This window comes from Sphingobium xenophagum NBRC 107872, from assembly GCF_000367345.1.
Lineage (GTDB): Bacteria > Pseudomonadota > Alphaproteobacteria > Sphingomonadales > Sphingomonadaceae > Sphingobium > Sphingobium xenophagum.
The window spans coordinates 38,798-51,645 of the sequence record NZ_BARE01000027.1; the positions used below are offsets into that span (position 1 = coordinate 38,798).

Below are 12,848 nucleotides of genomic sequence, written 5' to 3' on the forward strand. Positions count from 1 at the left end.
CCTGCTCCTCAGAGCGCGATCGTCACGGCTTTGACCTCGGTATAGGCTTCGACGCCCATTCGGCCATTTTCGCGCCCGTTGCCGGAAAGGCGCACCCCGCCTGCCGGCATGGCGAAATCATTGCCGCCACTCGTGTTGACGCGCACCGTGCCCGAACGGATGCGTTTCACAAGGCCCAGCGCATGGCTGATATTGCGCGTCCAGATATAGGCGCTCAGCCCATAATCATTGTCGTTGGCCAGGCCTGCGATCTCGTCAAGGTCGGTGGTTTCGAAGGGCAGGACCGCGAGCACCGGCCCGAATACTTCCTCGCGCACGATTTCCATGTCCGCACGCACGTCGGTCATGATCGTAGGGGGCACGAAAAAGCCTGGACCTTCTGGCCGTACGCCACCTGTGTAGCAGCGACCGCCAGAAGCTGTCGCGCGTTCAACAAACCCCATTATGCGATCGCGCTGTACGTCTGAAATGACCGGGCCGAGCAGGGTAGCGGGGTCGGCCGGGTTGCCTGTTGCCATGCGCGACGTGATTTTCGCGATACGCTCCACCAACCTGTCCGCGACCGAGGTATGGACAAGAAGCCGTGAGCCCGCTGAACAGGTCTGGCCCGAATTGAAGAAGATGCCCATCGCAATACTCTGCGCAGCCGCATCCAGATCTGCGTCTGGCAGTACGATCACCGGCGACTTGCCGCCAAGTTCCACCGTCACTCGCTTCATCTGGTCCGAAGCGGCGCGCAGTATCTGCCTGCCGGTCATCGTCGATCCAGTGAAGGCGATCTTCGCGACACCGGGATGATCGACCAGCGCCGCACCAGCCTCTCCACCCCGACCCGGTACGATGTTGACCATCCCCGGCGGGACGCCGCATTCATTCAGCAGATCCGCCAGTCGCAGAGCGGATAGGGATGTCAGTTCGGCCGGTTTGAGCACCACCGCGCAACCCGCGGCCAGAGCGGGGCCGATCTTCATCGCCGCGCCCATCAGGGGATAGTTCCAGGGAATGATCTGGCCGACCACACCTACAGGTTCGCGCAGGGTGCAGGCGTGCCAGTTGCCAGGCACCGACAGATCCATCGTCTCGCCCGCCAATTTCGTCGCCCAGCCGGCGAAATAGCGCAGCCCGGCCGCCGATTGGGGAACGTCGACCCGCCGGACATTACTTATCGGCTTGCCCGTATCGTGCATTTCGAGTTGCGCGAATTCCTCGCCATGCGCCTCGATCGCGCGGGCCAGCGCCAGCAGAGCATCCTGCCGTGCGGCTGGTGCCCAGCGCAGGCGCGCGTCGTGCAGCGCATTGGTTGCGGCGGTGACAGCTCGATCCACATCGACCCTGCCGCCTGCCGCGATTGCACCGATGGACGCACCGGTTGCGGGATTAATGACGTCTATGGTCGTGCCGCTTGCACAATCCTGCCATTCGCCTCCGACAAAGATGCTGGATGCGCGCCTCTCTGCCATCCATTGCACACCCATAATAGCCAATGCATCCCCACCTTTAATCTGTCTTTGTATCGCGGCTCTTTAGCGCGGGGATGGAGCACCGACTTGTTCAAGCGCGCCCGCATGAGGGGCGTTCGGGCCGGATAAGATTGCTATGCAGACGGGGGAGTGTACGCTATGGATACAATATAGAAGCGGCATGGCGCTGTTCACAGCGAAGAGCCGCCCGATAGCCGGAGGAGAAGGATGATTCGATGGATTATCTGAGCTTTGCGACCAAGGCGGCGACCCGTCAGGAGCGCAGTGCGCAATGGCGCAATATCACGCAGGCCCCCCATGCCGAACTCGGCGACGACCAGGAAGCGTCCATACGCGGATGTGACCTGGGGGACTTGCGTATCTGCGCCGTGTCCATGGGCGAACATCAAATCGACAGTGTGGGCCAACATTGCGGGCCGGACAGGCATAATCTGATCAAGATCCTGTTCATGGAGGAAGGTCATTGCGACATCGTCCAGAGCGGGCAGACAATTCGGCTCGACTCTGGCCAATGGTGCGCCTTTGACAAGGCGGTCTCCTATTCGATGATAGCGCCTCAGGCGACCCGGTTGCTTGCGCTGGCGCTGCCACGCCACCGTTTCGCAGCATGGGACAAGGGCGCGCGGCAACCAATCCTGCCGCAGAGTTTTCTGCAAGGTGCGGCCAGCATTCTGCACAGCAGCACCAGTGCGGCGGTCAATGCCGCAACTGCCATGGGGCGACGCGATCGTGGCCAGATGGGCAATGCGCTGATCCAGATGCTCAACACGGTATGGGATGCCGATCCTGTCGCGCAGAGCGCCAATAGCACGCGCGCTCGTCGCCTCGCGGTGATCGACTTCGTCGATCGCAACCTGGCCGACCGCGATCTGGATGTGGCCCGGATCGCGCAGGAAATGGGTTACGCCAAACGGACCCTGCATAAACTGTTCGCCGATGACGCTGAAACGCTGGGCCGGATGATCTGGCATCGGCGGCTGGACCGGTGCAGGCAGGACTTGCTGGACCCTGCGCAGGCCCACCGCTCGATCACTGATATCGCGCATTATTGGGGTTTCAACGATTCCCAGCACTTCAGCCGCTCGTTCAAGGGGCGTTTCGGCGAAACGCCCAGAGCCTTTCGCAGCAGTCGCCTGTTTCACTGAAACCGGCCGGGGAAGGGAGCTTCACCGTGGCGACGAAGGCCGCCGCGCGTTTTGATGTGCCGTCTGCTGCCCTTCCCCCCACCACCCAGAGGATCGACCATGCAACCCATCTTTCCGCCTCGCCCGCCGGTAACAGGGGGGCGACCATGACGCCCGGCGCACGCAGGATCGCGCTGTTCCTGCTCACCGCCATCTACGGCTTCGGGTTCATTGACCGGATTGTCATTGCGCTGGTCGCGCAGCAGATCAAGGCCGATTTCAGCCTGAGCGATTTTCAGATCGGCCTGCTTGGCGGCACCGCGTTCGCGGTGATCAACACCTTTGCGTCGCTGCCGCTCGCCTGGCTGGCGGATCGCTATCCGCGCAAATGGGTAGCGGCTGGGTCGCTCATGTTCGCATCGGCTTTCACCATGCTCTGCGGCGCGACGAGCAGTTTCATGCAGTTGGTTGCGGCGCGGTTCGGGATGGCTGGTGGCAGTGCGGGGACAGAAGCGCCACCCCATTCAATGATTTCGGACATGTATCCTCCTGAAAAGCGAGCATCGGCCATATCATTGTTCATGCTGGGCGTTCCCGTCGCGGCTTTCCTGGGCTCCTCCATTGGCGGGTCGATCGCCGCCTCGCACGGCTGGCGCGCAACCTTCTACGTGATCGGTGGCATCGGGTTGCTGGTATCGATCCTGGCGTTGCTGGTGATGCGTGAGCCTGCGCGCCAGGATGTAGCGATCGATGCCGAACGGATGCGTTTGAAGGATGTTTTCCTGATCCTGGTACGCGATCGCTGCATGCGGCATATTCTGATCGGCGTATCGGTCGTCAGCCTGGGTGCCTTTGGCATCAACACCTTCCTCCCTGCCTTTTTTGCCCGCAGCTTCAATCTGGACGTAGGACAGGCGGGGCTTGCCTTCGGCCTGTTGAGCGGCATAGCGTCCGCCATCGGAACGATCGCAGGCGGCTATGGCGCTGAATGGCTGGCTCGGCGCGATGCGCGAATGTTGATCGCGGTGCCCGGCATCGGTGCGATCGTTGGCGCGCCGATCTTCATTATAGGGGTTATGCAGAAGGATCTGGTTCACGCCTTTTGCCTGATGCTGGCGGGTTCGCTATTTTTCTACATGGCGATGGGACCGGCCATCGCCGCGCTCCACGGACTGCTCGATTCGCGTAGTCGCGCGACCGGATCGGCGCTGTTTTTGCTGATCATGTATTTGACGGGGCAGGGCTTTGGTCCGCCGATTGCCGGCCTCGCCAGCGATCATCTTTCCGCCTGGGCCTATGGATCAGCCAATTTCGCGGCCCAGTGCGCTGGCGCTGTAGGGCAAGTGTCCGGATCGGCTTGTGCGCAAGCCGGCGCGACTGGCATCCGGCTGGCAATCGCATGCTTTGGGGCCTTTTATATATGGAGCGGCATGCATCTTATCTGGGCGGCGAGATACCGACGCGTCTAGGGGCGGCTAGGGGCGGCTCGTCCTGCCTAGTGCAGCACGGGCGGCCCTCTCGTCCATTACGCGCCTCGCTTGGACGATGGGCAGCTACCTATATTTCAACAGGCGCGCTCCGCTGTGCGGCCAGACCTTTGCCTGTTCCATCGACCAATAGCATGCAACCCAGGCATTGCCCTGGTAGTGGCGCTGCCGTGAAATCGAGCAGGAATCAGGGATCGATCCGCTTCTTGTTCGGGTCCAGTTTTAGCATCTCCGCGCTCTTCATTGCCGGGTCCCAATGTTCGACGATCAGGCCGTTTTCGACCCTAAAAACGTCGAACCAGCTCGTGTAATAGGTATCGCCAGCCTCATCCTTTTCCTGGCGCACGAACACGAACGTTACCATGTCTCGTTCCGCTACGATGGCGGTCAAGGGCAATGCAATGCGATCCTCAATCGGTCGTTCGGGCCGAGAATTGCGAATGAACTCTTCCAGCGCGGCGGCACCGCTGACGACATTGGGGTTGTGCTGAATATAGTGAGGACCGATGAATTCACGCACGCGGTCGGCGCGACCGGCTTGCAACAACGTCCGATACATATCGTAGCACAATTGCTTGTTGGCACGCAGGCGTGGATCGTCGCTGGCCAGCAGCGCATCATGATCGGCTGCGATCATAGGCGGAGTCTGGCCTTCGGGCACCTGCGCCGCCGGGATCAGGATCGTGACGGGCGTTTGATCTCGCATCTTAAAATCCTCTTCCTCGTTTCGCTCACGCCGACGGGGCAAAGCGTGTTTGGTTGTTTAGATAACAGTAACATTCGTTAGGGATACTGCAAGGCCCGACACGGCTCCGGTCTTAAGGCATTGGAGCTAGGGACCTGTCAGGCCAGAATGGCATGAAGACCGATTTCGGCATGTTCCGCCGCGGCTCGTGCATCGTTGCGGACCTCTATCCGCAAAAACTGTCGCGAAGGGCGATCAGATTGGGGTCATGCCGCGCCGAGGGGCGTGAGAGCAGCCGGATCTCGACAGGCGGCAACGGCGTGGCAAGGTCCACGCGTACAAGCCCGGGAATCATGTCGTCTACCGAATCCTGAAACAAGCATATCCAGGCGCGGTTGCGACGCACATTATTGAGCATCAGCGCGAGCGCGTCCGTTTCCAATATGATCTTGCCCGGAACAGCACCGATGCGGTCCAACGCCAGATCGGTCAGACGGCGTTGCGGATTTTCATGCCGGAGCATGATGGCCGGATGACGGCCGAGCGCTGCGCCGGTCACACCTTTTGCACTGGCCAGTGGATGGTCCGGTCCGACGTAGATGGCTAGCTGCTCATGCCCGACATGTACGCTGCCCGGAACTTCATCCTGATCCATTGTATAAAAGCAGGCGAGATCGACCTCGCCGCGATGCACCTGCATAGCCAGCGTCCGATTATCCGGCGGATCAAGCCGAATGTGCAGTTCGATCTGCGGCCTTGCGTCCTCGAAGGCGTCGATCCTGTCCTGCAACTTCAGCATGATGAAGCCATAGGTCGTAAGGTTCAGTGTCCTGCGGGTCTGTTCGCCCGTCAGTTCGCGTTGCAGATCGTTCAGGTCGGCCAGGATCGCGGAGATGCGTTCGAACGCATGCTGCCCTTTCGTGGTCAATGCGGCAGCATGGCCGGGGCGCCGCTCAAAGAGCGACACGCCCAGCCTGCTTTCGAGTTCGCGGATATGCGCACTCACGACCACCTGGGTGAGGCCGGCCTGTTCCGCGCAGGCACGGAAACTGCCATGCCTGACCACGGCGGCAAAGATGATCATCTGCCGGATCGTCAACATCGCGACACGCGTTTCCTCCTCACTCCCTCCCGCTCACGGGATTGGTGTAGTGATAGGGCGGAACAAAGACATCGGGAAAGACCGGATAGGGTTCGCTATATTCGTCCGGCTCCAGGTCGTCGAAATGGGTAACGAGGGGCAGGGCTTCCTTGCCCCAGCCGCCTTCATAGGGAACGTAGAAGGTCTGGTATGCGCGCAGCGATGCGATTTTCCAGACACCATCCTCTTTGATATAGCGATTTTCGTAGATCGCTTCGCCGAGGCGGGCGACACCGCCCAATTCGCCGACCTGCATCATCGCACGCCAGCGGCCCTGCGCGGTCTCGCCATCCTCGTCGATGTGGATGACTGGCTGCAACTGGATATGGTTCATCAGCACGCCGCGCTGGGCCGGCCCGAAATGGCGCATATATTCGCGAATACGCTCATGCCCCTTGAACTTGCCGCGCGCGTTGATTTCGATGATCGCGTCGCGGGCGAACAGGTCGGCGACCTGTTCCCACTGGAACTTGTCGACATAATAGCCATAGGTCCGCTGGAGATTGGAAATGGCGATATAGTCTTCTGCCGCCTGCGCGCGCTTTTCAACGCGCGCCAGAGCTTCGGTGAGAGCATGTAACTTGGCCTCGATGGTCATGGAAAATCCTCTATTTTGCTGATTAACTTTGACGTACGTCGCGTTACCGGGTGCCAGACCCGTTGTTTTTCGCATCCTGATTGGCGCGATGGATGAGATAGGCGCGGATCGCTTCAAGGTCGGATGCGGTGATCTGCGTCCTGAAACCGGGCATTCCCTGGTCCTTGAGCGCGCCGCCTATCACTATCTGGTTGAAGGCGTCGGCACTGTGGATCGCGCCGCTGTGCCGCAGGTCGGGCACCATGCTGGCGCTAACCGCCGCCATGCCATGACAGCGCAGGCAGTTTTCACCGTAGAGACCGTTACCGCGCGCAATCAGGTCCGCAGATGCCGTTTCGGTCGGCGGATCGAGCTGCCGAGGCGCTGCGTTCGGGAGGGGTGGCAGGATGCCCTTGCCGTCGAGGCGGAACACCAGCAGCCGGTTTGGCCCCACCCCGTTTACCGGCTGTTCCGCCAATTGCCCGCCCAGCATCGGCCATGCGCCACCCCATCCGGCCATGACCGCGACATATTGAATGCCATCGATCGCGTAGGTGATCGGCGCGGCGGCAATGCCGGTCTGCGCATCGAACTGCCAGAGCAATTCCCCATTCTTGGCATCATAAGCGGCGAATTTCCGTTCTGCGTTACCCTGGAACACCAGGCCGCCCCCCGTCGAAAGCACGCCGCCGTTGAAATTGGCAGCCAGCTCGCGCTTCCATGCGACCTTTCGCCGTACGGGGTCCCACGCCATCAGGAACCCTTTTGTATCCTGGCGGATGGTTTTCAGTTGTTCCGCGCTCCAGGCGGTTCCGCCCTGCATATCGGTGCCGGTGTTATAGACCCCGGGGACCGGCGTCTGACTGCCACCCTGGCTGAGCGGGATGCCCATTTCCATGACCGGAAGATAGACCAGCCCGGTTTGTGGGTTGTAGGACATGGGCTGCCAATTGTGCGCGCCGCCGGAACTTGGATACAGGATCGTCGTCTTGCCAGTGCGATAGTAGCGGGCATCCGGATTTTCCACCGGGCGCCCGGTCTTGAGATCGATGTGGCTGGCCCATGTCGTCTTGGCGATGGGGTCGGCGGACAGCAATTCGCCGGTCGCGCGGTCCAAAATGTAGAAGAACCCGTTTTTCGGTGCCTGCATCAGCACCTTGCGCATTTTCCCGCCTATTTCGAGGTCCGCAAGGATGATCGGCTGTGTCGCAGTATAGTCCCAGCTTTCGGCCGGTGTTTCCTGATAATGCCAGACATATTCGCCGGTATCGGGACGGACAGCGACGATTGAGGCCAGGAATAGGTTATCGCCCTTGCCGTCGCTGCGCAGCCCATGATTTGTCGGGCTGCCATTGCCGACGCCGAAATAGAGCAGGTCAAGTTCGCGATCATATTCGATCGCGTCCCACACAGTGCCACCGCCGCCCCAGCGCCACCATTGCCCGTTCCATGTCGATTGCACCTTACCAAGCATCGCGTCGGATGCGGCATTGTCCCTAGTCCCCGGTTTGCCGGGCACTGTGTAGAAGCGCCACTCTTTCTTCCCGCTTTGGGCGTTATAGGCGGTGATGAAACCGCGCGCGCCGAATTCCGCGCCACCGTTGCCGATGATGACGCGCCCCTTGATGACGCGGGGCGCGCCCGTGATCGAATAGTTGACAGCGGGCGGCCAGGCGTCGTCCAGCGTCTGCACTTGCCAGCGCACTGTGCCGTCCTGCGCATTGAGCGCGATCAGGCGACCGTCCAGCGCCCCCACATAGACAAGCCCGTTTTCCACCGCTACGCCGCGCGACACTGGACCGCAACATGAGCGGGCGGCCGCCGCACGCACCTGCGGGTCATAGGTCCAGCGCACCTCGCCGGTCCGCGCGTCCACCGCGCGCACCACGTCATAAGCACTGATGATGTAAAGGGTGCCGTCCCGCATGATCGGCGTGGCTTCTTGACCGGCATTGGTGTCGAGATCAACCGACCAGGCAAGGCCCAGTCGGCCCACCGTGTCCCGGTTGATGCTGTTGAGCGGACTGAAGCGCTGGGCGTCAAGCGTCCCGCCGGTCGTCGGCCAGTCGGCACCATCGCGGGTGGCGGAATGTCGATCCGTCCCGCCACAGGCGCTCAGCAAGGCGATCATGCCTGCCATCCACGCCAGTCTTGCGATGCCCTTCATGTAACGACCTCTCAGCCCATCAGGCGAACAGGTGCGACAAGGCGCGTAAGGATGAAATCGGAAGCGGATTGCGCCAGCCGCCAACGCCAGCGGCCTTTGACCCGCGCCTGTTATCACCCCTCTTGCCGTTCTTCGCCATCCTCTTTCGTCCGCGCTTTCCCCTGTTCTCTGGAGACAGCTTATAGCCCTCAATGGCCCTTCAGAGGGGGCTAGGGGAACCCCAAAAAGCGAAAGGTCGCGATAGGTAAAATGCTATCACTCCCTATCGATTTAACACGTTCTCTCCCGTCTTAGGTGGGCCTATGCGTTGCACCATAGACGCGGTGCCAGCGGCGGCGGCGGATAAAGCCAGAAGGCTGGCGAGGAGAGGTGGGAATGATGCTTGACCAGGCGATCAACGCCTCTGGCACGGTTCATGACCGGCTAACAGCGCGAACCGTCGCAATCCTGTTCTTCTGCGCTTTCTTCATGCTGATCGAAGGGCTGGACCTCGCTGCAATGCCGCTCGCCGTGCCACGCGTGAGCGCGCAATGGGGCCAGCCTCCCTCTGCCTTCGCCCTCAGCCTCTCCGCCGTCCTGATAGGTATCGGTCTCGCATCGGTGTTGCTCGCCCCGCTGGGGGAAAGGTTCGGCCGCAAGCGCATGATCGTCTGGACGGGCATGCTGGCGGCGGGGGCTACTTTCGGCACCGCCACAGCAGACAATGTCTCGGCGTTCGTCGTCTGGCGCTTGCTGACCGGCATCGGCCTTGGCGCGTGCCTGCCCAATGTCACGGCCAGCGTGGCCCACATCGCGCCCATGCACATGCGCGCCAGAATTCTGGCGATCGTCAATACGGCGATCCCCGTGGGGTCGGTGATGGCCGCACTGATTGTTGCGCCGGTGGTGAGAATAGGCAATTGGCAGGCGCTGTTCGTGATAGCGGGGCTGCTGACGCTGATCGCAATAGCCGGTCTGGTGATCCTGATGCCGTCGCATCAGCAGGCGATCCCGTCTTCGTCCACCACAACCAAGCGGCAGCCTTCAGCCTCTCCGCTTTTTGAGCTATTCTTGCCTGCCCACCGGATCAAGACATTGCTGCTCCTGGGGTTGGCGACGACCAATACGTTCCTCATCTATATGATGATAAATTGGCTGCCGACCCTGCTGCCTCGTGGTGGCATGCCGGTAGACACGGCCGCACGGCTCAGCGGATTGTTTCAGTTTGGCGGCATCGTGGGCGGCTTTTTTTTCGCCTATCAGTTGGATCGGGGTCGCGCGGTCGGGACGTTCGTTGGCGGATATCTTTGCGCAGCCGCCGGACTGATCGGCATCGCCGTCACTGCCTATAGCGGGACGCTCTGGGCACTCCTGCTACTGGCCATAGGCGTAGGAATTTCCGGCGCCCATATCGCCATCACCATTTTTGGCATGATTTTCTATCCGCAGCATCTGCTGTCCAGTTTTGTCGGCCTGTCAATCGCCGTCACGCGATCGGGTGCAATCTGCGGGCCGTTGGCCGGCGGCTGGCTGGTCGCTCATGTAGCAGGTGTCGGCGGCTTCATGCTCGCCGCTCTTATCCCTGTCGCCCTGTGCATCGCATGGGTGTTGATCATCGGCAGGGCAGAGCGAACCGGCATCATGGCGCTGCCGACAATTACTAAGGAGAATTGCGACCGTGCGTAACTGGATCAAGCTGATAGCTGCAACCACAGCAATGGTTATGCCGGCAACTGCAGTTCTTGCCAGCGACGGTAGCGTCGCCGCGCCGCAGCCCGCATTCAAGACCTATCCCGCCCGCCCGCAGGCTCCCGCCCAAGCACCCAATATCCTCATCGTCCTGACCGACGACGTCGGTTTCGGGGCAAGCAGCACCTTTGGCGGGCTCATTCCCATGCCAAATTATGATGCACTGGCGGCGCAGGGTGTTCGATACAATAATTTCCACACGACCGCGATGTGCTCCCCGACGCGCGCCGCGCTGCTGACCGGCCGTAACCATCATCGGGTAGGGTTTGGCGCCATATCCGAGGTGTCGATGGACGCGCCCGGCTATAATGCGTCCATCCCGAAAACTGCCGCGACGATCGGTCAGGTGCTAAAGGCCTATGGATATGACACCTCCTGGTTTGGCAAGAATCACAATACGCCTCCTTGGGATTTGACGCCCTACGGGCCGTTCGACCGATGGCCACTGGGGCTGGGCTTTGACTATTTTTACGGTTTCAATGGACCGGCAACCAGCCAGTTCGCGCCGATCCTGACCGAAAATCTCAACACCATCCGCCCCTATATCGGCAAGCCCGACTATATTCTGGATCGCGATACGGCCGATCATGCGATCCAGTGGCTGGGCGGGCAAAAGTCGTTGCGCCCAGATGCGCCTTTCCTGATGTATTGGTCGCCCGGTACAGCGCATGGCCCTCAGCAGGCACCCAAGGAGTGGATCGCCAAGTTTCGCGGCAAGTTTGATATGGGCTGGGACAAGCTGCGCGTCGAGATATTCAAGCGGCAAAAGGCAATGGGCGTCATTCCCAAGAATGCGCGCCTCAATCCGCGTGAAGCCGCTCTCCCGGCATGGGATTCCCTTACGCCCGAGCAGCAGAAAGTGTCGGCGCGGATGATGGAAGTTTACGCCGCCCAGCTCGCCTTCTTCGACGATCAATTCGGCCGGGTAATCGGCGAACTCAAGCGGCTTGGCGAATATGACAATACGCTGATCATCTACGTTCAGGGCGACAATGGCTCGTCGGAAGAGGCCGGACCGCGGGGTACGAACAATGAATATGCCTCGATGAACAACAATGATCCTGAATGGGATCAGATGATTGGCAAGGAAGACAGTCTGGGAGGGCCGCACAGCGCGGGCGTGTATCAGGCGGGATGGGCTTATGCGATGAACACGCCCTTCCAATATTCCAAGCAGGTTGCGTCACATCTTGGCGGCACGATGAACGGCATGGTGGTATCCTGGCCGGGCCATGTCGCCGACCAGCGACAGACCCGTGGGCAGTTCACCCATGTCATCGATATTGCGCCGACCGTCTACGAAGCGATCGGCATTACTCCGCCCACGCAGATGAACGGGGTCGATCAGATGCCGATCGACGGCGTGAGTTTTGCCTACACCTTTCGTGAGGCAAAGGCCGCGAACCGCCATACTGAGCAATATTTCGAACTAATGGGCAATCGCGGTTTTTATAAGGACGGTTGGCTCGCCAATACGGTCCCGGCACGCCCGACATGGGATCATAGTCCGACCCATGTCGATCCGCTCGCATTCAAGTGGGAATTATACGATCTCAATCGGGATTATTCGCAGTCCGTCAATCTGGCGGCCAGACATCCCGAAAAGCTCGCCGCCTTGCAGGCCGATTTCGAAACGGCTGCGAAGGCGAATAACGTCTTCCCTTTGACCTCCGATTTCTTCAGCCGTCTTGATGCTCGTTTCCGTCCGTCGATCTTGGGGGGACGCAACAGTGTGACATATTATCCCAGCACGGCGCGGTTCAACTATGGCGCCTTCCCCAGCCTGATGCGGACCGGATGGTCAGCCAGCGCACAAGTAGATGTTCCATCGGCAGGAGGGGACGGAACCCTGGTCGCGCAAGGCGGCTGGGCGATGGGCTGGGGGCTTTTCGTCATCAATGGCAAGCCGGTTTTTCTCTACGATCCCTCCGATCACGATACCGCCATCCGGCTGAGCGGGTCTGAGCCACTCTCCCCAGGCAAGCATAGCATTATGGGGCGTTTCGTCCCGGACGCCATGCCGGGCCGGGGAGGGACATTGGAACTGTCGGTCGATGGCAAGGAAGTGGCTCGCCAGACTACACCCATGTCGTCCTCTTTCCTCGGCCTTGCCGGCTCCGTTGGGCAACTGGGTGATGAATCTGTCGCCGACGATATGCAACTGCCCTTTGCCTATCAAGGGCGGCTGCTGTCCGTAACCATCAGCCAGGAGAAGGAAACCGGCGCGCGATAGAAATATCCGGCCCGGTTGCCCCCTGTGGGTGCACACAGGAACAAGTCGCCAAGCGTATGAGCCAATATGCACTGCGCTCAAGTTGGCCGGATACCCCCTCTGGCACGACGGCGCGCTTGATTACCGACTAACGGCGGAAAGCAAAGGCCTTCGCAAGCAGGGTCGACAAGAAGATTGGGAAAGGACTGATGATGCGGCAAGGGTATCTGAAGCGGGTGCGTGCGC

Annotated in this window: 9 protein-coding genes; 4 read left to right on the forward strand and 5 right to left on the reverse strand. The window is 60.6% G+C overall.

What is annotated here, in order from left to right:
* Positions 1-8: 8 nt before the first annotated feature.
* A complete protein-coding gene (locus SX1_RS12765; RefSeq protein WP_019053303.1) occupies positions 9-1,460 on the reverse strand; it encodes an aldehyde dehydrogenase family protein in 1,452 nt (483 codons plus the stop codon).
* A gap of 236 nt (positions 1,461-1,696) precedes the next feature.
* Here SX1_RS12765 and SX1_RS12770 point away from each other — a divergent pair, with 236 nt between their 5' ends.
* Complete coding sequence (locus tag SX1_RS12770; protein ID WP_017181893.1) at positions 1,697-2,626, forward strand: helix-turn-helix domain-containing protein; 930 nt, start codon at positions 1,697-1,699, stop codon at positions 2,624-2,626.
* Between the two features lie 26 nt (positions 2,627-2,652).
* Positions 2,653-4,074: a spinster family MFS transporter gene (locus tag SX1_RS12775; RefSeq protein WP_255209751.1), complete on the forward strand. Its 1,422-nt coding sequence runs from the start codon at positions 2,653-2,655 to the stop codon at positions 4,072-4,074.
* 205 nt (positions 4,075-4,279) lie between these two features.
* Here the strand turns inward: SX1_RS12775 and SX1_RS12780 are convergent, their stop codons facing one another.
* The 4 genes from SX1_RS12780 to SX1_RS12795 all read right to left on the reverse strand — a co-directional run bounded on the left by SX1_RS12780 (position 4,280) and on the right by SX1_RS12795 (position 8,662).
* Positions 4,280-4,798 (reverse strand): nuclear transport factor 2 family protein, encoded by a 519-nt coding sequence (locus tag SX1_RS12780; RefSeq protein WP_019053305.1) that lies wholly within the window; start codon positions 4,796-4,798, stop codon positions 4,280-4,282.
* A 205-nt stretch (positions 4,799-5,003) separates the two neighbouring features.
* Positions 5,004-5,879, reverse strand: a complete 876-nt coding sequence (locus SX1_RS12785) for a LysR family transcriptional regulator (RefSeq protein WP_043145665.1) — start codon at positions 5,877-5,879, stop codon at positions 5,004-5,006.
* A 19-nt stretch (positions 5,880-5,898) separates the two neighbouring features.
* Positions 5,899-6,516, reverse strand: coding sequence for a nuclear transport factor 2 family protein (locus tag SX1_RS12790; protein WP_019053307.1), 618 nt, complete (start codon positions 6,514-6,516; stop codon positions 5,899-5,901).
* A 43-nt stretch (positions 6,517-6,559) separates the two neighbouring features.
* Positions 6,560-8,662, reverse strand: coding sequence for a PQQ-dependent dehydrogenase, methanol/ethanol family (locus tag SX1_RS12795; protein WP_019053308.1), 2,103 nt, complete (start codon positions 8,660-8,662; stop codon positions 6,560-6,562).
* 375 nt (positions 8,663-9,037) lie between these two features.
* Between SX1_RS12795 and SX1_RS12800 the strand changes: the two genes are divergently transcribed.
* Together SX1_RS12800 and SX1_RS12805 are read left to right on the forward strand one after the other, a co-directional pair.
* The gene (locus SX1_RS12800; RefSeq protein ID WP_019053309.1) at positions 9,038-10,327 is read left to right on the forward strand and encodes an MFS transporter; all 1,290 of its coding nucleotides are present in this window, start codon (positions 9,038-9,040) and stop codon (positions 10,325-10,327) included.
* Positions 10,328-10,364: 37 nt separating this feature from the next.
* The gene (locus SX1_RS12805) at positions 10,365-12,623 is read left to right on the forward strand and encodes an arylsulfatase (RefSeq protein ID WP_019053310.1); all 2,259 of its coding nucleotides are present in this window, start codon (positions 10,365-10,367) and stop codon (positions 12,621-12,623) included.
* Positions 12,624-12,848: the final 225 nt, after the last annotated feature.